Source organism: Polaromonas sp., assembly GCF_013817205.1.
Classification (GTDB): domain Bacteria; phylum Pseudomonadota; class Gammaproteobacteria; order Burkholderiales; family Burkholderiaceae_C; genus Polaromonas.
Genome location: NZ_JACDDD010000075.1, coordinates 1 through 19083 on the forward strand (window position 1 = coordinate 1; position 19083 = coordinate 19083).

Sequence of the window (19083 nt, forward strand, 5' to 3'; positions counted from 1 at the left end):
CTCGCCTCGGTGCTCCTGCACCATACGGACCGCGCGTTCGCGTACTTCGGGGGAAAACTTGTTTGATTTCTTCATGGCTCCATCTTCTCAAAGGTTGGAGCCTCCTCAATTCCCGGGGCGATTCAAAGCCTAGGATTTGCGACATAAACCAGTCCAAGTTTTACGCTGCACCCCCCTCGGGTCAGACTTCAGCGCAACTCAACACTTGTTCAATGCAAAACCTCAATCCACTCACGAAATCATCTTCATTGCCGATCGTTATCGCTCTGTCTTGGGTATGCGCGCTCCACGCCCAGCCCCACAGAAGAAGTCCCCTTCATCACATCCCCCGACAACGTCACGCTCGAGATGTTGAGCAGCGCCGGCGTCAAGCGTGGCGACCATGTGATTGACCTGGGCTCCGGTGACGGCAGCATCGTGATCTGGCCAGCCAACTCTTTGAAGGTGTTTCAGACCGCCCAACAAATCGCTGTTGCCGATGCTTTTCGGCCTCCAGCCCCCGTTCCATCTGCGTGAGCAGCTATCACTTTTATAGCGTTTGCAGGGTGCTACGATCTGCGCACTCTGCACTCTCCCCCTGAAAACCATGACCCACGCGCTGGACGTTGTTACCTTTGGTGAAGCCATGATGCTGCTGGTGGCCGACCGGCCCGGGCCGCTGGAAGATGCCGGTGCGTTTCTCAAACGTACGGCTGGCGCCGAGACCAATGTTGCCATCGGCCTGGCCCGCCTCGGCCTGAAGGTCGGCTGGGCCAGCCGCCTGGGCACCGACATGATGGGGCGCTACCTGATCCGCGAGATGAGTGGCGAGGGCATTGATTGTTCACACGTCTCGCTGACGCCGGCGCAGCCCACCGGCTTCATGATCAAGGGCAGCGTGAGCGACGGCAGGGACCCGCCCATCGAATACCACCGCAAAGGCTCGGCTGCCAGCCACATGGACCCGGACGACCTTGACCGCCCCTGGCTACTGTCAGCGCGGCACCTGCATGCGACTGGCGTGTTCCCTGCGATCTCGCCCAGCACCCTGCAGCTGGCACGCCAAAGCATGGACCTGATGCGTGCCGCCGGGCGCAGCGTCTCTTTCGATCCCAACCTGCGGCCGGCGCTGTGGGACTCACCCGAAGTCATGCGGGAAACCATCAACGACCTGGCGGCCCGCGCCGACTGGGTGCTTCCCGGGCTGGAGGAAGGCCGGCTGCTGACGGGCGAGAACAGCGCCGAGGGCATCGCCGGCTTTTACCGCCAACGCGGCGCGAAGCTGGTGGTGGTCAAGCTCGGCGCGCAGGGCGCGTATTTTGATGGAGAGGCTGGTGTGGGAAGGGTGCCGGGGTTCCCGGTGGAGAAAGTTGTCGACACCGTGGGCGCCGGTGACGGTTTTGCCGTCGGCGTGATCAGCGGGTTACTGGCCGGTCTGGAGGTGTCTGCGGCGGTCCGGCGCGGTGCGTGGATAGGTGCGCGGGCGGTGCAGGTGCTGGGTGACAGTGAAGGCCTGCCGACACGCACGGAGCTCGAAGCAGCCGGAGTTTAAGGGCAAACCGGCCTCGGTCCCTTGCTGGATGCGCGCCAGGTGCTATGAAGAAGTGAGTTACCAGCAAGCTCGGCCCAGGCGCCGATGGGCCAGGCCCACACGATTACATGGGCTGCGGCGTGGGCTGCACCTGCCCCGGATTGGGCGGGCTGGACAGGGGCTGTACCGGCTCGGGCGGCGGGACATTCGGGTCAGTGGCCATGGATTTCATCTTTTTATTTGTCGCTATTGCGCTCTAACGGCTTGCCAAGGTCGCGGATCATGGCCTCGCCCTCCAGATCCCGGCCATCCGACGGGATATCACGCTCGCCGATGGTGAGCCGGGGTTCTTCGTCCACCCGGCTCTGGCCTGCCGCAGCAGACGGATTGCGCTCACCGCCGTTGCGGCCGGAATCCGCAGGCAAGGGCGGGGTCGGGTCGGTATTGCTGTCGTCACCCGGCGGGACGGTGTCTTCTTCAGGCGCGGGTTTCGGTTCGGCGTGCATGTTCAAAGTCCGGTAACAAGCAGGATAGGCGCCGCCGTATCGGTGACGACGGCCGCCGCAGCAGCCATGCTGGCGCACACGGTGGTGAAGTAGGCAATCGAGGCGGCCATCAGGCGGCGCGCGCGGTGGGGTTTGGCGGGGCGGATTTGCGGGGTAAGTAGTTTCATGGCGCATCCTTCGGTTGAATGCCTTCATGATGATCACGCCGCTGCTACGGGCTTATAGGTTGCCATGCCCTGTTCCTGTCAGCCTGTGGCTGACACGCCGGCAAGCCGCTTGCCGCTCACTGCGAGTGCGCCAGTCCACTGACCACCGTCACCAGCGCAATGCCGACGCCGAGCCAGGCAATCTGCGCAACCGTTTCGCGAGCGCTCAGGCGTTTTTGCAGCTGCGGGATCAGGTCCGCCAGCGCCACATACACAAAGCTGCTGGACGCCACCACTAGGAAGTAAGGCAGCCAGTCGTGCAGCATGTCCACCAGTGCGTAGCCAACCAGGCCGCCCAGCGCCGTCACCGCGCCGGCGAGCGACACCTTGATCAGTGCCGCACGCTGGTTGCTGGAGGTCTGGCGCAGCACCACCAGGTCACCCATGTGATGCGGAATTTCGTGTGCCAGCACCGCCAGCGCGGTGATCACGCCCAGGCGCATGTCCGCGACAAAAGCCGACGCGATCAGGATGCCGTCGCCAAAGGCGTGCACGCTGTCACCCGTGAGTACCGCCCAACTGCCAGATCGGGCCGACTGCCCGTGATCATGATCGTGGTGGTGAGCGTGTCCATGCGCCAGCGGGCCGGGCGAGGTACCCACACGTTCGGCGCGCACGGAGTTGCCAGTTCGCACCGTCGCTGCCACCTGGGGGTCATGGTGCTCATGGCCGTGGTGGTAGAGCTCGGCTTTGTCGAGCAGGAAGAAAAACACCAGACCGACCAGCAGTGTCCCAAACAGCTCCTGGGCGCCGGCCTGGCTTTCAAAGGCCTCGGGGAGCAGGTGCATGAAGGCGGTGGCCAGCAGTGCGCCAGCCGCCAGACTCAGCATGTGGGTGGTGTAGCGTGCCAACACGCCAAAGCTCAGCAGCGCCGCCAGCCACACACTGCCAATGCCGGCGGCCAGGGTGCCGGCCAAAATTGCTATCAAAATCATAGCTGCTTGCGCCCGATCCATAAGGGCTGGAGCCCGAAAACGTCAAATAAAATGTCTGCCGCGAAATGGTGCACAGAAAAAGCCGCCGCACATTTCTGTGGGGCGGCTCGGCGCCGGGCGACTTATATTTTAATTCAAGCGACGCCGTTGGCCTTGAACCACGCCAGAGCGCGTTTCCAGCCGTCCTCGGCCGGCTCCTTGCGGAAGCTCGGGCGGTAGTCGGCGTGGAAGGCGTGCGGGGCATCAGGGTACACCACAAATTCCGATGCCTTGGCGGCAGGGCTGCCCGCCGCAAGCGCAGCCTTCATTTTTTCCACCGTATCCAGCGGGATACCGGCGTCCTGGCCTCCGTACAGACCCAGCACCTTGCCGTGCAGGATGGGTGCAATGTCAACCGGGTGCTTCGGCGTGAGCGGTGTGCTGGCGCCCACCAGCCGGCCGTACCAGGCCACACCGGCCTTGATGGCGGGGTTGTGCGCCGAATACAGCCAGGTGACGCGGCCACCCCAGCAAAAGCCGGTGATGCCGACCTTGCCCGCATCACCACCGTTGGCACCTGCCCATTTGACGGCACCGTCCAGGTCAGCCATGACCTGCGCGTCAGGGACTTTGGAAACCACTTCCGCCATCAACTTGGCCATCTCGCCGTACTGGGTCGGATCGCCCTGGCGCGCAAACAGCTCGGGGGCAATCGCCAAGTAGCCGGCTTTGGCAAAACGGCGCGCGGTGTCGGCAATGTACTCATGCACACCGAAGATTTCCTGGATCACCAGGATCACCGGCAAATTGGTCTTGCCGGCGGGCGCGGCGTAATAGGCCGGCACCTTGAAGCCGTTGACTTCAAAGCTCGTCTCGCCGGCCTTCAGGCCCTCGGAGGAGGTTTTGATGGCGGTCTGCGCCATGATGGGCAAGGCGGTGGCAGCATAACCCACGCCCAGCGCCGCTTTCAGCGCGGTGCGTCGGGTGGCGCCGCTTTCGGTGCTTTGCCCGGGGAGCAGGGAATCAAATTCGGCTTTCTGGTCGCTGTTGAGCATGGTGCTTTCCTCTGGTGTGGTGGCAGAAACTAACCACCGTAGTCTAGGCGGCCAAGAAGTTTGTTGTCGGTACGGGGAATTACCGCCGGGTAGCCCGGTTCGCGCAGGCGACCGATGCGCCCGTCTCCCTCTCAGTGCGCCTGTTCCCAGTTCGGACCGACGCCAATCTCGGCCAGCAGCGGAACTTTCAAATCAGCAACCCCGGCCATCAGGCGCGGGATTTCGCTGCGCACCCATTCGACTTCGGCCTCGGGCACCTCGAACACCAGTTCATCGTGCACCTGCATGATCATTCTGGTCGCGCGCTTTTCTGCATCAAGCACGTCCTGCACCTTGACCATGCTGAGCTTGATCAGATCGGCGGCCGTGCCCTGCATGGGGGCATTGATGGCCTGCCGCTCGGCGGCCTTCTTGCGCGGGCCGTTGCCGCCGTTGATCTCGGCCAGGTACAGGCGGCGGCCGAAGACGGTTTCGACAAAGTGGTTCTTCTGGGCAAACACCACGGTCTGCTCCATGTAGTTCTTGACGCCCGGGTAACGCTGGAAGTATTTATCGATATAGGCTGCCGCCGCCTTGGTCTCGATGCCGAGGTTGCGCGCCAGGCCGAAGCTGCTCATGCCGTAGATCAAACCGAAGTTGATGACCTTGGCGTAACGCCGCTGCTCGCTGCTGACCTGGTCCAGCGCCACGCTGAAGACCTCGGCGGCTGTGGCCTTGTGCACGTCCAGTCCGTCGGTGAAGGCGCGCAGCAGCGCTTCGTCCCCGCTCAGGTGGGCCATGATGCGCAGCTCGATCTGCGAGTAGTCTGCACTGGCAATCACGCTGCCGGCAGGCGCCACAAAGGCCTCGCGCACGCGCCGGCCCTCGGGCGTGCGCACCGGAATGTTCTGCAGGTTGGGGTCGTTGCTGGACAGCCGTCCGGTCACGGCAACGGCCTGCGCGTAATGCGTGTGCACCCTGCCCGTGCGCGGCAGCGCGAGCTGCGCCAGTTTGTCGGTGTAGGTGCCCTTGAGTTTGCTGAGCGAGCGGTGCTCCAGCAGCTTGGCCGGCAGCGGGTAATCTTCAGCGAGTTTTTCCAGCACCTCTTCGTCGGTGCTGCGCGCGCCACTGGGCGTCTTTTTGATCACCGGCATGCCCAGCTTGTCGAAGAAAATTTCGCCGAGTTGCTTGGGACTGCCGAGGTTGAAGGGCTGGCCGGCGATTTCGTAGGCTTCGGCTTCTAGCTGCAAGATGCGCTGGCCCAGTTCGTGACTTTGTGTTGCCAGCATGGGGGCGTCGATCAGCACACCGTTGCGCTCAATGCGGTACAGCGCCTCGCTGCTTTGCATCTCGAGTTCGTAGATAAAACGCAGCTTGTCGTTGGCCTGCAGTTGTGACCACAGCACCCGGTGCACATCCAGCGTCTGATCGGAGTCCTCGCACGAATACTCGGCCGCCTTGGTTATGTCGACCTGGTTGAACTTGATCTGGTGCGCGCCCTTGCCGCACAGGTCTTCGTAGTTGATGCCGCTACGGCCCACATGGCGCTCGGCCAGGCTGGCCAGACCGTGCGGCTTGGTCACTTCCAGCACATAACTCTGCAGCATGGTGTCGTGGGCATAACCCTGGACCTCGATGCCGTGATTGGCAAACACATGGCGGTCGTACTTGACGTGTTGTCCGAGCTTGGCCTTGGCCGGGTTCTCCAGCCAGGGCTTCAGGCGCGCCAGCACCTCGCCACGCGGCAGCTGCGCCGGTGCGTCGGGGTAGTCATGGGTCAGTGGAATGTAGGCGGCCTCGCCGGGCTTGACGCTGAAACTCAGGCCGACGATCTGCGCCTGCATTTCGTCGAGCGAGGTGGTTTCGGTGTCCAGCGCGACCAGTTCAGCCGCTTCGATTCTGGCCAGCCAGGTGTCGAACAGCTCCCAGCTCAGCACCGTGTCGTAATGCAGGTTGGTGGGGCTTTCTGCCAGCGGCGGCGTGCCCGCAACGGCCGGCTCATCGAATAACCCCGGCGACGATGCATAGTCGGTCTTGGCTTTGGGTTGGGCATGCCGCCCCTCGGGCCCGCCGATCAGCTCCGGCGGCGTGCTTTCCACCTCAATTTGCCGGACCAGGCCCTTGAAGCCGTATTTTTCATAAAAATCCTTCAAAGCCCCCGTCTGCTGTGCACCCATAGCTATGGATTCCATAGCAGGCAGGCCATCGATGTAAGCCACCAGATCGCAGTCCTTCTTGATGGTCAGTAGCTCGCGGCCCTTGGGCAGCCAGTCCAGCGAGCTGCGCAGGTTGTCACCAACGACGCCCTTGATCTCACCGGCGCGTGCCACCAGCGCATCGAGCGAGCCGTATTCGAGCAGCCACTTGACGGCCGTCTTGGGGCCAACCTTGGGCACACCGGGCACGTTGTCCACCGCGTCGCCCACCAAGGTCTGGTAGTCCACCATCAGGCGCGGCGGCACGCCAAACTCGGCTTCCACACCGGCCAGGTCACGACGGCGGTCATTCATGGTGTCTATCACCGTGATGTGTTCATCAACCAGTTGACTCAGGTCCTTGTCCCCGCTGGAGATGATGACCTCAATGCCCTGTTTCGAGGCCATGCAGGCCAGCGTGCCGATCACGTCGTCGGCCTCCACGCCGGGCACGTCCAGCACCTTCCAGCCAAGCAGGCGCACCACTTCGTGGATAGGCGCGACCTGGCTGCGCAGGTCGTCCGGCATCGGCGCGCGCTGCGCCTTGTACTCGGCGTAAAGCGCATCCCGGAAGGTCGGGCCCTTGGCGTCAAACACACAGGCGGCATAGTCGGCTCGCACGTCCTTGCGCAGCTTTTGCATCATGTTGACCATGCCGCGGATGGCGCCGGTGGCTGGGCTGGCCGGATCACCGGGGTCGGCGCGCAGGTCCGGCATGGCGTGGAATGCCCGGTACAGGTAGCTGGAGCCATCCACCAGCAGGAGTGTTTTTTTGTCGGTGCTCATTGGGTCAATTGTCACAGCTTTAGCCGCGCTACCCATGGGGGCGCCGGCCCCCTACAATGCTTGCATGCATCACCCACTCTGCTCCCTTCTGCTTGCCGGCGCCGCTGCCGCGCTGGCCGGCGCTCCGGCCCTGGCTCAGACGGCGGCGCCTGTCCAGGCGGTAACTACGGCCCCTGCCCTGCAACCGGGCAACAACCCGGCCAGCAGCCGGCCGGAGCCGGCGATCCAGCGCATCCGCACGGAGGACGCCGGTTCCCGCATCGACGAATTGCGCGTTGGCGGTGAAACCCAAAGCATCACGGTGCAGCCCAAGGCTGGCGTCCCGGCCTATGAAGTTCTGCCTTCCGATGCCACCAAGGGCGGCGGCACGGGCCCATCCAAATCGGGTCCGGGCGCGACCGGCAGCCGTGTCTGGAACGTGCTGAAGTTCTGAGCTTTCGTTCGCAGCGTCCGGTTTCCAGTTTCAGGCATGGCCGTCTATACCGAAGTCTCGCTTGACGAGGCCGCTCCTCTTTTGCATTCGCTCGGACTGGGGCAACTGCAAAGCATCACTGCCTGCGCCGGCGGCATCGAAAACACCAATTATTTTGTGGACACCGAGCAGGGCCGCTATGTGCTGACCCTGTTCGAGCGCCTGAGCTTCGAGCAGTTGCCGTTTTACCTGCACCTGATGAAACACCTGGCGCAGCACGGCATCCCGGTGCCGGAGCCGCAGGCCACCGTGGCCGGCGACGCCGGACCAGCTGGCGAAATCCTGCTGCGCCTGAAGGACAAGCCCGCCGCCGTGGTGAACCGGCTGCGCGGCCGCAGCGAGCTGGCGCCCACACCCGCGCATTGCGCTGCCGTCGGGGAGACGCTGGCGCGCATGCACCTGGCCGGACGCGACTTCCCGCGCAGCCAGCCCAACCTGCGCGGGCTGGCCTGGTGGAACGACACCGTGCCGGTGGTGTTGCCGCACCTGGACGAAGCGCAAAACCGCCTGATCCTGTCCGAGCTGGCCTACCAGAACCATGTGGCGGCATCCTCCAGCTGGCGCGCCCTGCCGCGCGGCCCCATCCATGCCGATCTGTTCCGCGACAACGTGATGTTCGACAGCGAGAGCGGCACGCCCGAACTCACCGGCTTCTTTGATTTCTACTTCGCCGGCTGCGACACCTTTTTGTTCGACATCGGCGTCAGCCTGAACGACTGGTGCGTCCACCTGGACAGCGGCGCGCACGACGCGGCACGGGCCAATGCCTTCCTCGCGGCCTACCAGTCGGTGCGGCGCCTGAGTGCCCAGGAACGTGCCCTGCTGCCGGCCATGTTGCGCGCCGGCGCCCTGCGTTTCTGGATCTCGCGCCTGTGGGACTTCCACCTGCCACGCGAAGCCGCGCTGCTGCAGGCGCATGATCCCGGCCATTTCGAGCGCGTGCTGCGCCAGCGCGCTTCCCACCCTTGCGGCCTGCCCCCCTGAAGCGGCCGCCCACGCACTTGCAAAAACTTGCAGGTTCGTCTCTTTTTTCAAGCAAACTCAAACATTGGCGTTAAATTGTTCACTCAATCGCCGTTTTTCAATGGCGGCCCGTGAACCGCTCGCGCCCAGAACCTCTCAATACGCCATCGCCTCAATGAAACTCAACATCGTTCCCGCACGCACCGGCATCACATGGGTCAAACTCGGCATCCGGACCTTTTTCAAGCAGCCACTCGCGCTGGCGGGTCTGTTCTTCCTGTACATGGCTGCGGCAACGCTGGCCTCGCTGATTCCCCTCGTGGGTGTGGTCCTGGCGCTGGCCATTGTGCCGGCCGCCACCCTGGGCCTGATGGCCGCCACGCTGGAAGCGACCAAGGGGCGGTTCCCCATGCCAGCCATCCTCGTCAGCGCTTTCCGGGCCGGCCAGCAACGCGCACGCGCCATGATGGTGCTCGGCTTTCTGTATGCGGCAGCCTGCCTGCTGATCGTGTCCATCGTGCCGCTGTTTGTGGATGCGCCGGTCAATCGCGAAAGCGCACTGACGCCAGAAATGCAGGGCGTGATGCTGTTCGTGATGGTGCTGTATCTGCCCATATCGGTGCTGTTCTGGCATGCACCTGCGCTGGTGCACTGGCATGGCGTCACACCCGTCAAGAGCCTGTTTTTCAGCGCCGTGGTGGTGCTGAGGAACGCCGGGGCCTACACCGTGTTCGGCATCACCTGGATGGTGGTCCTGATGGCGATCGGGCTGGTGGTCACCGTGCTGGCCAGCTTGGTCGCCAGCCCCGAGGCTGCCGCAGCCATGATCATGCCGGTGGCCTTGTTGATGGCCGCCATGTTTTCGGCATCCCTTTACTTCACGTTCGAGGGCAGTTTTGAAGCCACCCCCACCGACGACCCCATCCCCCCAGGAGACACTCCATGACCCAGCACCTGTTGCAAGGCCGGCAAGAAAAAGAAATCCTGTGGTACCAGCGGCGCGATGTGCTGAAGGCCGCCGCGGCCTGGGTGGCCATGGGTGGTCTGCCGGCCGCTTTGGCGCAGCAGCGCAGCAACATCGTGCAGTTGGCGGGTGACGCCACGATCAACGGCACACGCCTGAGCCCTGACCAGCCGATACAGTCCGGCGATGAGATCCAGACCGGTCCCGGCTCCAACCTGATCTTCGTGATCGGGAACGCTTCCTTTCAGGTGCGGCAAAACTCCCGGCTGGCGGTGGGACGCGGCGACACCCTCAATACCGTCAGCCTGTTGCGCCTGCTGACCGGTGCCGTCGCCAGTGTGTGGGGCAAAGGCGTGAACCGCACCATCGTCATGCCGACGCTGACGGCCGGTATACGTGGCACCGGTGTGTATTCTGAAATTTTTGCCGACCAGGGCATGCGCAACTACTTCTGCAACTGTTATGGCACGGTGGACATGAATGCAGGCAATCAAAAACAAGTTTCGCAGGCCGACTACCACCAGGCCTTCTGGGCCGATGCCACCGCCCAGGACGGCAAATTCCTGAGCCCGGCACGCGCGCTGAACCACAGCGACGAGGAGCTGGAATTCCTGGCTGGCCTCATCACACAGCGCACGGCCTGGCAGATTGCGGGCCGCAAAGGCAGCCGGGACGGCAGCGGCTCCATGACTTACTGATACTCGCTGGCGCGTGACTCTCAGTAGGCCTCGCCAGAGGCACCCTGCAGCTTGCGGACCAGGCTCACCAGTTGCGGGCGCACCTCATTCATCAGAAATTGTGGCGACAAATTAAAACCGGGCCCGCCGCAACTGACCACCATCACCGACCGTCCGCCTTCAGGACGAAAGGCAGCGGCAATCGCATTAACGTCTTTTTGCCAGCCACCGAAGGACGCGCAGCACCCGTGCTCGCGGTAGTGGGCCAGCGCGAGCTCTATCCCCGCGCGCGTGATGGGCCATGAGGCTTCATCGTAGGCCCGGATCCGCTCCATCAGGTCGCTGCGCTCGTTGTCGCTGCAGCCGGCCAGGTAGGCGCGGCCCATGGCGGTCTGGGCCACGGGAATGCGGGAACCGACATCCAGGCTCAGGGTCAATGCTGACTCGCTGCGGCAGTTTTCGACATAAATCATGCTGAGGCGGTCGCGCACGCCCAAAGACACCATGGCCTGCGAACCGTCGGCCAGGTCCTGCATCAATGGCCGGGCGATCTGCCGCATGTCCATGCGCGCCAGCATGGCGCCGCCCAGCGCCAGCACGGCGCTACCCAAGCGGTAACCGGTCGCACCCTTGCCATCGGTGGCCGGAACCAGGTAACCCTGACGCGTCAGGGTGTAGGTCAGCCTGGAGATTGTCGACTTGGGCAGGCCGCAACGGCGAGCCAGTTCCTGATTGCCCAGCATGCGGTCGCGCGAGCGAAAGGCACTGAGCACATCAAGACCGCGCGCCAGCGCGGTGACGAAATGGCGGTCTTCCTTGACCGTTGGTCGCAAGATTGCCTTCGGAGCAGAGGATGGTTCGGGTGCTGTGGATTTCATAGTGACGATTGGTTCTGCATAGCGGAACAATAATTCTATCTTGAGTCTGATTAAGTGTCACCTGTGCGCCATTCCTCGGGGATTCCCTTGGTAATTCACTCGCAAACACCTCCCAGAATACGCCTACCACAACCGTGGCCCCATATTCTGCAATGCAGAACTTATAACAAAATAAGGAATGCGTCCATGACCCCGAAGAACAAACACTGGCTTGGCGTGATCGCCATCACGATGATGGCCCACCTGGCACAGGCGGCACCCGGGCGTGAAGATATCGTGATCGGTCAGGTGGCGCCCCTGACCGGCGTGATCGCGGGAACCGGCAACGAATACGTGGCGGGCGGCGCTGCGTATTTCGCCCATGTCAATGACAACGGCGGCATGTACGGCCGCAAGATTCGCGTGGCGGTCAAGGACGACAGCTACAAACCCGACCAGACCTTGGCCCTGACACGCCAGATGCTGGCCGAAGACAAGCCGCTGGCGCTGTTCGGTTTTGTAGGCACGGGTAATGTCCTGGCGCTGAACCGGAACAAAGTGCTCGAAGACGCGGGCATCGCACTGCTGGCACCTTACACCGGCGCGCAGGATTTGCGCGAACCGATGAACCCCAACATCTTCCACATCCGTGCCAGCTACACCGACGAAACCGCTCGCATGGTGGAACACCTGTTCACCATCGGGCTGCGCCGTTTTGCAGTGATGTACCAGGACGACCCTTTCGGTAGAAGCGGTCTGTTGGGGGCCGAGACGGCACTGCAAAAACTCGGCCTGAAGGCCGTGGCGACGGGCGGCTACGACCGCACCAAGCCGGAGGACGTGGATGCGGCTGTTGCCGCCATTGGTGCGTCCAACCCCGACGCCATCATCATGGTTGCGGTCAACCGCGCCTCCGCCGCCTTCGTCAAGAAGATGCGGACGCAGGGCAGCAAGGCTCGCCTGTTCAGCATCTCTGTGGTGAACTTCAAGGAACTGCTCAAGAATGCCGGCGAGGAAAACGCCCGCGGCATCGGTATTTCCCAAGTCATGCCCTACCCCTACTCCACGCTGGCGCCGGTAGCCCGCGAGTTCCAGACCCTGATGGCCAAATACCAGCCGGACAAGGTAGTGTCTTACGCCAGCATGGAATCATTCATTGCCGCCAAAATACTGGTGGAAGCGATTCGCCGCAGCGGCGCGGATCCGACCCGCGCCAAAATAATGAACCAGCTTGAAAAAATGAACAGTTATGACGCTGGCGGCTTCAAGGTGAGCTTCTCCCCGCAGAACCGCGTAGGCTCAAAGTTTGTCGAAGTCACCGTGATCGGCGCCGATGGCAAGCTGCTGCGCTGACCGGGATCAAACCACGGTCAGCTTGGCAACGCTCAGGGCCAGCCACTTCACGCCATGCCGCGTGAAGTTGATTTGCGCCCGGGCGTCGTCGCCGCTGCCTTCGAGCATCATCACCTTGCCTTCGCCGAACTTGGCGTGAAACACCTCGATACCGGTTTTCAAGCCATGCGAAGGCGCATTGCGCTGCGCCGGGACCGCCGGATGGGGAACCCGGTCACCCCCCAGACCTTTTGAGGAGAAAGCGGCTTTTGCCCAGTCTCCACGGGCGCCACCAGCTCCTGAATTTGCAGCACCCCAAGCACTGCTGTGACCACCGTAAGCCTGCACAAAGCCCTGGTTTTTCGGTGTGACCCATTTAAGCGCTGCATCAGGCAATTCGTCAAAGAAGCGGCTTTTGAGGTTGTAGCGGGTCTGGCCGTGCAGCATGCGCGTCTGCGAATGGCTCAGGTACAGGCGCTTGCGCGCCCGCGTGATCGCGACGTACATCAGGCGGCGTTCTTCCTCGATGCCGCCCGCATCGCTCAATGAATTTTCATGCGGAAAGATGCCGTCCTCCAGGCCGGAGATAAACACGCAGTCGAACTCCAGGCCCTTGGACGAATGCACCGTCATCAACTGCACTGCATCCTGGCCGGCCTGGGCCTGGTTGTCGCCCGACTCCAGCGCGGCGTGGGTCAAAAAAGCGGCCAGTGGCGACAGGGTCTCGCCGGTTTCCTGGTCGGGCGCCAGCAGTTCCGCCAGCGGCTCGTCGCCCAGCGGCGCCGACGGGTCCAGCCCCTGGCTGGCCGGTGATTGCGACAGCGCGGCGCCGAGCTCATCGACCGGCAAGGCCACCGCATCACGGCCGAAACCTTCCATGCTGACGAAGGACTCGGCAGCGTTGACCAGTTCGCCCAGATTTTCCAGCCGGTCCTGGCCTTCTTTTTCGAGTTTGTAGTGTTCCTCGAGCCCGCTGTGCTGCAGCACCAGCTCGATGATCTCGCGCAGGCTCAAGGCCGGCGTCTGCTCGCGCAGCACGTCGATCTTGGCGACAAAAGCGCCAAGGTTGGTACCGGCCTTGCCGGGCACGGCGCTCACCGCATCGTGCAGCGAGCAACCGGAGGCGCGTGCCACGTCCTGCAGCTGTTCAATGCTGCGCAAGCCGATGCCGCGCGGCGGAAAATTGACGATACGCATAAAACTGGTGTCGTCATGCGGGTTGTCCATCAGTCGCAAATAGGCCAGCGCATGTTTGATCTCGGCACGTTCGAAAAAACGCAGACCGCCGTAGACGCGGTAAGGAATGCCGTTGTTGAACAGCGCAGTTTCCATGACCCGGCTTTGCGCATTGCTGCGGTACAACAGCGCGATCTCCTTGCGGTCTGTGCCGTCACGCACCAGTTGCCGCACTTCATCAACAAACCATTGCGCCTCGGCAAAATCGGAGGTGGCTTCGAAGACGCGTACCGGCTCGCCCGGCCCGGCCTCGGTGCGCAAGTTCTTGCCCAGGCGTTTGCTGTTGTGGCTGATCAGTTCGTTGGCCGAATCGAGGATGTTGCCAAAACTGCGGTAATTGCGCTCCAGCTTGATTTGGTGCTGCACGTCGAACTCGCGCACAAAGTCGGCCATGTTGCCGACACGCGCGCCACGGAAGGCATAAATGCTCTGGTCATCATCGCCCACGGCAACCACCGAGCCCCCGGGCATCGCCTTCGCACCAGCGGCAGCGTCGTCACCCTGCCCGGCCAGCATCTTGATCCAGGCGTACTGCAGCTTGTTGGTGTCCTGGAACTCGTCGATGAGGATGTGGCGGAAGCGCCGCTGGTAATGCTCGCGCACTGGTGGGTTGTCACGCAGCAGCTCGTAGCTGCGCAGCATCAGCTCGCCGAAATCCACCACCCCTTCGCGCTGGCACTGCTCTTCATACAGCGCGTAGATCTCGGCCTTTTTGCGCGTTTCTTCATCGCGCACCACCACATCCTTGGCACGCTGGCCGTCTTCCTTGCAGGCCGCGATGAACCACATCAGTTGCTTGGGCGGGAAACGTTCGTCATCAATGTTGAACTGTTTGCACAGGCGTTTGATAGCAGACAGCTGATCCTGGGTGTCCAGGATCTGGAAGGTGGAAGGCAGGTTGGCGAGCTTGTAGTGCGCGCGCAGAAAGCGGTTGCACAGGCCGTGAAAGGTACCTATCCACATGCCGCGCGCATTCACCGGCAGCATGGCCGACAAACGGGTCAGCATCTCCTTGGCTGCCTTGTTGGTAAAAGTCACCGCCAGTACGCCGCCGGGCGAGACGTGGCCGTTTTGGAGCAGCCAGGCGATGCGGGTGGTCAGAACCCGCGTCTTGCCGGAACCGGCACCAGCCAGGATCAGCGCATGTGTATTGGGCAGCGTGACCGCTGCGAGTTGCTCCGGATTGAGGTTATTCAGGAGGGGGGAACCGGGGGCTTCTGGGAACATCCCCCATTGTAGAAAGAACCCCAGCCCCAGCACGGTGCTGGGGTGGCCCCTGGCCGTGCGAGGCAAATTTCTCTTCACCAGCCGGGGCCGCGGGTTTCGCTTTGCCAGCCCGCAGGCGCAGCGCGCCCCTTTTCCATTGCAAGGGGCAGGGAGTTGCCGCAGGCTCGCAGTGAGCGACCGTGGGGGCTTCAGCTGCCGTCAGTCTTGAGAATGGTCTCTCCCCTGAGCGCGCCCACGTCGCGAATGACCATGCGATGGCGCGTCCAGCCCGCCCAGGTACGCCGGAAATTGGTCAGCGATATGCCGTAATAAATCGCTTTGAACACGCGCAGGCGTCCCCAGAACGGCGTCTTGCCAAAAATGTCTCCGGCCAGCAGCGACAGCAGCGCTTCCTTGACGCGAAACGGATTCGCAGGATGCATGAACATCTGCCGAATGGTCGGGTTGGTCACGCGGTAGATGAACCACGAATACTCGCTCGGCCCCTTGCGCATCATGGCCTCAAAGCTTTTGCGCACGGCTGGGAGGTCCGCCGGCTGATCCAGCGCGGTTGCGACCAGCTCCGCGCCGTCAAAAGCGCTGTGCATGGCGAGATACACCCCGGACGAAAACATCGGGTCAATGAAGGTGTACGCATCACCCAGCATCAGGTAGCGGTCACCGGTCGCGTGGGTGCTGCTGTAGGAAAAATTGCCGGTGGCGTGCACCGCGTCATCGACCAATGTGGCATTTGCAAGGCGCCGCTTCAGCTCAGGCGCCATGGAGATGGTGTCCATGAAAAACTCGCGCAGGGGCTTGTCGCGCGACTTCAGGTAATACGGCCAGCACACCGCGCCGACGCTGGTTGTGCCATCGGCCAGAGGAATGAACCAGAACCAGCCGTGCGCAAACCAGCAGATGCTGATGTTGCCTTCGCGCTTGCCCTCCAGCCGCTCGACATTCGTGAAATGGCCGAACAAGGCGGTGCTGTTGTGTTCCTTGCTTTTAGCCTTGGAGCGCAGCTTGTTGGCCAGCAGGGTGTCGCGGCCCGAGGCGTCCACCACGAAGCGCGCGCGCCAGTTGCGCTTTGCCCCGTCCTCCAGTTCAGCCTGAACGTTGGCGCCGGCAGCGTCAAACGCCACATCACGCACAGTGCAACCCTCAATGGTTTTCGCACCGCGCGTTGCGGCGTTGCGAAACAGAAGTTCATCCAGTTCGGAGCGCCGCACCTGCCACGCCGACGGCATCGACTTGTCCCACGCATCTGCGAATTCGATGTAGCTGCAGTGTTCGTGTTCGGGTGACACAAATTCGATGCCCCATTTGGGCATGCCAATGCGGTCCACCTGGTCGCGCACCCCCAGTCGCTCGAAGAGTTCAACATTGGCGGGGAGCAACGATTCGCCGATGTGGAAGCGGGGATGGCGCGCCTTTTCAAGCAGCACAACGTCCCGGCCTTGCGCCGCCAGCAAAGCCGCAATGGTGGAACCCGCAGGGCCGCCGCCCACAACAAGCACATCACAGGAGGAGATCGGGGTTTCGTTCATGGGAAAGCCGATTGGGTGCGGACACATGCGTAGCAGATGCCTGTCATGACAGAATGACCCGCAGGGTACCACCCCGACCAGGAGGGCACAAATTTCTGCAGCCTGAGCGGCAATTCGCAAGATGCTGGCCGGCGCGCTGTGGCTGCGCACTGAAAACCCGTAAAACCGCGCACCAGCGCAGCTTCTGCGAACATATGCAAAATTTTGGGGTACGCATGACTACAGGTTTTGGCTCCTCTGGGCTCGCATGGCTGGCAGCCTGCCTTTTGGCTGTTGGCGCGAGCATGACAGGCTTGGCGCACGCACAGTCCTCATGCTCCAGCGATGGCCAGAGCCGGCCGGTGCTGCTGCTTGAACGGTTCATCAATGCCGACTGTGCGGATTGCTGGACCGAGGCGGCCACACCGCGTGCCGGCCGGGGTACGGTGGTGCTGGACTGGGTGCTGCCCGGTGCCCAGGGGGACAACGCCCCGCTCTCGGCGGTGGCCACCCGTGATGCGCTCAAGCGCCTGGACGCGCTGGGCCTCACAGCACCCCCCGCCAGCCTGAACCGCAAAACCCAGGTCCTGCGACAAGGCAACAAGCTGCGCGTGGCCCGTGGCCTGCCGGTCTCAGGTTACATGGGCGCTTCGATAGAACTTCAGGCGCCTGCAACCGGGTCAGGCCAGCGCTGGACCGCTTGGCTCGTGCTGGTGGAAGTCCTGCCCGCAGGCATCGAAGGCTCCCCCGTGCCCCGAAATATGGTCCGAAACCTCATTCAGCCCTCGTGGGACGGGCGCGAGCAGCTATCAAAAAGAGAGTGGCTGCGCTTCATCGAATCCCGATCCATGGATATTCCGGCGGGGATGAAAGCCGACAGAACCCAGGTGATTGGCTGGGTAGAGGATGCCCAGGGGCGCGTGGTGGCGGCAGCGCAATCCCGCTGCACCGGAAAATGACGGGAATCCACGTTCACGTATAGCGGGTATATCTGCCGAGGTCTCGTGCGCACCGGAACAAGCGTCTAGAATCAGTCACCGGGCCCAAGCAATTGCGCCCGGTTTTTTGTTTCCGCAGCGTTTTGCGGGCAAGCCGGTCCAATCCAAGTGCCTTCTGTTTCAACAGTCTTCGGGAGCTTGGGAATCATGGAAATCTTCGACTACGACAACGTCCTGCTGCTGCCGCGCAAATGCCGCGTGGAAAGCCGCTCGGAGTGCGACGCCGGCGTTACGCTGGGGGGCCGTACCTTCCGCATCCCGGTGGTGCCGGCCAACATGAAAACCGTGATCAACGAGGACATCTGCATCTGGATGGCCCAAAACGGGTACTTCTATGTGATGCACCGCTTTGACCTCGATAACCTGGTTTTTGTCAGACGCATGGCGGCGGCGGGGGTGTATTCCTCCATCTCGCTGGGGGTCAAGAAGGCCGACTACGACACGGTGGACCAGCTGGTGGCGGAGAGCCTGGCGCCGGACTACATCACCATCGACATCGCGCACGGCCACGCCGACACGGTACAGCGCATGATTGCTTACCTCAAGCAAAAGCTTCCCTCGTCCTTCGTGATTGCCGGCAACGTTGGCACGCCCGAGGCCATCATCGACCTGGAGAACTGGGGTGCGGACGCCACCAAGGTCGGCATCGGTCCGGGCAAGGTCTGCATCACGCGCCTGAAAACCGGCTTTGGCACCGGTGGCTGGCAGCTCTCGGCGCTCAAATGGTGTGCACGTGTGGCGACCAAGCCCATCATTGCCGACGGCGGTATCCGCGAACACGGCGACATCGCCAAGTCCATCCGCTTCGGCGCGACCATGGTGATGATCGGCTCCATGCTGGCGGGGCTCGAAGAAAGCCCGGGCAAAACCGTGGAGGTCGATGGCCGACTGTTCAAGGAGTATTACGGCAGCGCCTCGGACTTCAACAAGGGCGAGTACAAACACGTCGAGGGCAAACGCATCCTGGAGCCAGTCAAGGGTTCCTTGGCCGACACGCTGCGTGAGATGGAGGAAGACGTACAAAGCGCCATCAGCTATGCCGGCGGCACCAAGCTCATGGACATCCGCAAGGTGAACTACGTCATCCTGGGCGGCGACAACGCCGGCGAGCATCTTCTGATGTAAGACTTTGTGCAGCAAGCTTGCGGGCGGGTACAGTGCTGTCTTCTCCACTGAAAAGCAGCATCCGTGCCCACTGCCGCCATCGAAATCCGCCGCAACTGTTCCCCAGAGGAAGAAACCGCCCTGATTGACGCAGTGCAAACTGCGGTGGTCGAAGCGTTAAGGGTCCCGCTCTGGACCACCTCGGTCAGGTTGTTTGTCCATGAGGCGCGGCGTTTTGTCGGCCCGGCGGACAAGGGTGATCGCTACACCCTGGTCACCCTGGACTGCTTCATAGGGCGTTCGCTGGCGACCAAACGCGTGTTGTACCAGGCCATTACTCACAAGCTGGGCCTGTGCGGGATCCCCGCAGATCACCTCAAGATCCTGCTGCGGGAAGCATCCCGTGACAATTGGGCCATACGCGGCGGCCTGCCGGCCTCGGATGTGGCGCTGGGTTACGAGGTGGACATCTAGGGAATCTCTGCAAAACTCAGCCAACCGGTGAGTTCTGAGAAGCGTTATATGTCGATGAAACAAATCAGCCTTGCTGCCAGCGGATACGAGCTTGTCACCAAGAGGACGCGCAAGCGCGTGTTC

18 protein-coding genes are annotated in these 19083 nt (G+C 62.6%); 10 read left to right on the forward strand and 8 right to left on the reverse strand.

What is annotated here, in order from left to right; genetic code table 11:
• Nucleotides 1-348 precede the first annotated feature (348 nt).
• Together H0W47_RS15070 and H0W47_RS15075 are read left to right on the forward strand one after the other, a co-directional pair.
• Nucleotides 349-516, forward strand: a complete 168-nt coding sequence (locus tag H0W47_RS15070) for a hypothetical protein (protein WP_296925825.1) — start codon at nt 349-351, stop codon at nt 514-516.
• 70 nt (nt 517-586) lie between these two features.
• The gene (locus H0W47_RS15075) at nt 587-1531 is read left to right on the forward strand and encodes a sugar kinase (protein WP_296925826.1); all 945 of its coding nucleotides are present in this window, start codon (nt 587-589) and stop codon (nt 1529-1531) included.
• A gap of 215 nt (nt 1532-1746) precedes the next feature.
• Here H0W47_RS15075 and H0W47_RS15080 read toward each other — a convergent pair whose 3' ends face one another.
• From H0W47_RS15080 to polA, 5 genes are all read right to left on the reverse strand, one after another.
• Complete coding sequence (locus H0W47_RS15080) at nt 1747-2016, reverse strand: hypothetical protein (protein WP_296925828.1); 270 nt, start codon at nt 2014-2016, stop codon at nt 1747-1749.
• Nucleotides 2017-2018: 2 nt separating this feature from the next.
• Nucleotides 2019-2183 carry a hypothetical protein gene (locus H0W47_RS15085; protein WP_296925830.1) on the reverse strand — a complete coding sequence of 55 codons (165 nt, stop codon included), beginning with the start codon at nt 2181-2183 and terminating at the stop codon, nt 2019-2021.
• Between the two features lie 116 nt (nt 2184-2299).
• Complete coding sequence (locus tag H0W47_RS15090; RefSeq protein WP_296925831.1) at nt 2300-3157, reverse strand: ZIP family metal transporter; 858 nt, start codon at nt 3155-3157, stop codon at nt 2300-2302.
• Nucleotides 3158-3291: 134 nt separating this feature from the next.
• On the reverse strand, nt 3292-4191 hold the full coding sequence (locus H0W47_RS15095; protein WP_296925833.1) for a dienelactone hydrolase family protein: 900 nt from the start codon (nt 4189-4191) through the stop codon (nt 3292-3294).
• 131 nt (nt 4192-4322) lie between these two features.
• Entirely contained in the window at nt 4323-7151 is a 2829-nt protein-coding gene (polA, locus tag H0W47_RS15100; protein WP_296925835.1) for a DNA polymerase I, read from the reverse strand.
• 64 nt (nt 7152-7215) lie between these two features.
• On the opposite strand from polA, the gene H0W47_RS15105 reads away from it, so the two are divergent.
• From H0W47_RS15105 to H0W47_RS15120, 4 genes are all read left to right on the forward strand, one after another.
• On the forward strand, nt 7216-7584 hold the full coding sequence (locus H0W47_RS15105; RefSeq protein ID WP_296925837.1) for a hypothetical protein: 369 nt from the start codon (nt 7216-7218) through the stop codon (nt 7582-7584).
• A gap of 36 nt (nt 7585-7620) precedes the next feature.
• Nucleotides 7621-8607: a homoserine kinase gene (locus H0W47_RS15110; RefSeq protein WP_296925839.1), complete on the forward strand. Its 987-nt coding sequence runs from the start codon at nt 7621-7623 to the stop codon at nt 8605-8607.
• A gap of 154 nt (nt 8608-8761) precedes the next feature.
• Nucleotides 8762-9532 (forward strand): BPSS1780 family membrane protein, encoded by a 771-nt coding sequence (locus H0W47_RS15115; protein ID WP_296925841.1) that lies wholly within the window; start codon nt 8762-8764, stop codon nt 9530-9532.
• A complete protein-coding gene (locus H0W47_RS15120; RefSeq protein WP_296925843.1) occupies nt 9529-10248 on the forward strand; it encodes an iron dicitrate transport regulator FecR in 720 nt (239 codons plus the stop codon). Before H0W47_RS15115 ends, H0W47_RS15120 begins: the two co-directional genes overlap by 4 nt.
• A 20-nt stretch (nt 10249-10268) precedes the next feature.
• Here the strand turns inward: H0W47_RS15120 and H0W47_RS15125 are convergent, their stop codons facing one another.
• Nucleotides 10269-11105, reverse strand: a complete 837-nt coding sequence (locus tag H0W47_RS15125; RefSeq protein WP_296925845.1) for an IclR family transcriptional regulator — start codon at nt 11103-11105, stop codon at nt 10269-10271.
• Between the two features lie 186 nt (nt 11106-11291).
• On the opposite strand from H0W47_RS15125, the gene H0W47_RS15130 reads away from it, so the two are divergent.
• The gene (locus tag H0W47_RS15130; protein ID WP_296925847.1) at nt 11292-12437 is read left to right on the forward strand and encodes an ABC transporter substrate-binding protein; all 1146 of its coding nucleotides are present in this window, start codon (nt 11292-11294) and stop codon (nt 12435-12437) included.
• 6 nt (nt 12438-12443) lie between these two features.
• Here the strand turns inward: H0W47_RS15130 and H0W47_RS15135 are convergent, their stop codons facing one another.
• Both H0W47_RS15135 and H0W47_RS15140 read right to left on the reverse strand, forming a co-directional pair.
• Entirely contained in the window at nt 12444-14879 is a 2436-nt protein-coding gene (locus tag H0W47_RS15135) for a UvrD-helicase domain-containing protein (RefSeq protein WP_296925849.1), read from the reverse strand.
• Between the two features lie 188 nt (nt 14880-15067).
• Nucleotides 15068-16405, reverse strand: coding sequence for an NAD(P)/FAD-dependent oxidoreductase (locus tag H0W47_RS15140; RefSeq protein ID WP_296925851.1), 1338 nt, complete (start codon nt 16403-16405; stop codon nt 15068-15070).
• Between the two features lie 284 nt (nt 16406-16689).
• Between H0W47_RS15140 and H0W47_RS15145 the strand changes: the two genes are divergently transcribed.
• The 3 genes from H0W47_RS15145 to H0W47_RS15155 all read left to right on the forward strand — a co-directional run bounded on the left by H0W47_RS15145 (nt 16690) and on the right by H0W47_RS15155 (nt 18960).
• Nucleotides 16690-17343 carry a hypothetical protein gene (locus H0W47_RS15145; RefSeq protein WP_296925853.1) on the forward strand — a complete coding sequence of 218 codons (654 nt, stop codon included), beginning with the start codon at nt 16690-16692 and terminating at the stop codon, nt 17341-17343.
• Between the two features lie 186 nt (nt 17344-17529).
• Complete coding sequence (locus tag H0W47_RS15150; RefSeq protein ID WP_296925855.1) at nt 17530-18507, forward strand: GMP reductase; 978 nt, start codon at nt 17530-17532, stop codon at nt 18505-18507.
• A 63-nt stretch (nt 18508-18570) separates the two neighbouring features.
• Nucleotides 18571-18960 carry a tautomerase family protein gene (locus tag H0W47_RS15155; protein WP_296925857.1) on the forward strand — a complete coding sequence of 130 codons (390 nt, stop codon included), beginning with the start codon at nt 18571-18573 and terminating at the stop codon, nt 18958-18960.
• Nucleotides 18961-19083: the final 123 nt, after the last annotated feature.

Excerpts from the sequence above, each read along its gene's own strand:
- H0W47_RS15090 (WP_296925831.1), bottom strand. The coding sequence starts at position 3,157 with ATGATTTTGATAGCAATTTTGGCCGGCACCCTGGCCGCCGGCATTGGC.
- H0W47_RS15105 (WP_296925837.1), top strand. The coding sequence starts at position 7,216 with ATGCATCACCCACTCTGCTCCCTTCTGCTTGCCGGCGCCGCTGCCGCG.
- H0W47_RS15075 (WP_296925826.1), top strand. The coding sequence starts at position 587 with ATGACCCACGCGCTGGACGTTGTTACCTTTGGTGAAGCCATGATGCTG.
- H0W47_RS15110 (WP_296925839.1), top strand. The coding sequence starts at position 7,621 with ATGGCCGTCTATACCGAAGTCTCGCTTGACGAGGCCGCTCCTCTTTTG.
- H0W47_RS15115 (WP_296925841.1), top strand. The coding sequence starts at position 8,762 with ATGAAACTCAACATCGTTCCCGCACGCACCGGCATCACATGGGTCAAA.
- H0W47_RS15120 (WP_296925843.1), top strand. The coding sequence starts at position 9,529 with ATGACCCAGCACCTGTTGCAAGGCCGGCAAGAAAAAGAAATCCTGTGG.
- H0W47_RS15130 (WP_296925847.1), top strand. The coding sequence starts at position 11,292 with ATGACCCCGAAGAACAAACACTGGCTTGGCGTGATCGCCATCACGATG.
- H0W47_RS15140 (WP_296925851.1), bottom strand. The coding sequence starts at position 16,405 with ATGAACGAAACCCCGATCTCCTCCTGTGATGTGCTTGTTGTGGGCGGC.
- H0W47_RS15125 (WP_296925845.1), bottom strand. The coding sequence starts at position 11,105 with ATGAAATCCACAGCACCCGAACCATCCTCTGCTCCGAAGGCAATCTTG.
- H0W47_RS15095 (WP_296925833.1), bottom strand. The coding sequence starts at position 4,191 with ATGCTCAACAGCGACCAGAAAGCCGAATTTGATTCCCTGCTCCCCGGG.
- H0W47_RS15150 (WP_296925855.1), top strand. The coding sequence starts at position 17,530 with ATGGAAATCTTCGACTACGACAACGTCCTGCTGCTGCCGCGCAAATGC.
- H0W47_RS15145 (WP_296925853.1), top strand. The coding sequence starts at position 16,690 with ATGACAGGCTTGGCGCACGCACAGTCCTCATGCTCCAGCGATGGCCAG.
- polA (WP_296925835.1), bottom strand. The coding sequence starts at position 7,151 with ATGAGCACCGACAAAAAAACACTCCTGCTGGTGGATGGCTCCAGCTAC.
- H0W47_RS15085 (WP_296925830.1), bottom strand. The coding sequence starts at position 2,183 with ATGAAACTACTTACCCCGCAAATCCGCCCCGCCAAACCCCACCGCGCG.
- H0W47_RS15080 (WP_296925828.1), bottom strand. The coding sequence starts at position 2,016 with ATGCACGCCGAACCGAAACCCGCGCCTGAAGAAGACACCGTCCCGCCG.
- H0W47_RS15135 (WP_296925849.1), bottom strand. The coding sequence starts at position 14,879 with ATGTTCCCAGAAGCCCCCGGTTCCCCCCTCCTGAATAACCTCAATCCG.
- H0W47_RS15070 (WP_296925825.1), top strand. The coding sequence starts at position 349 with ATGTTGAGCAGCGCCGGCGTCAAGCGTGGCGACCATGTGATTGACCTG.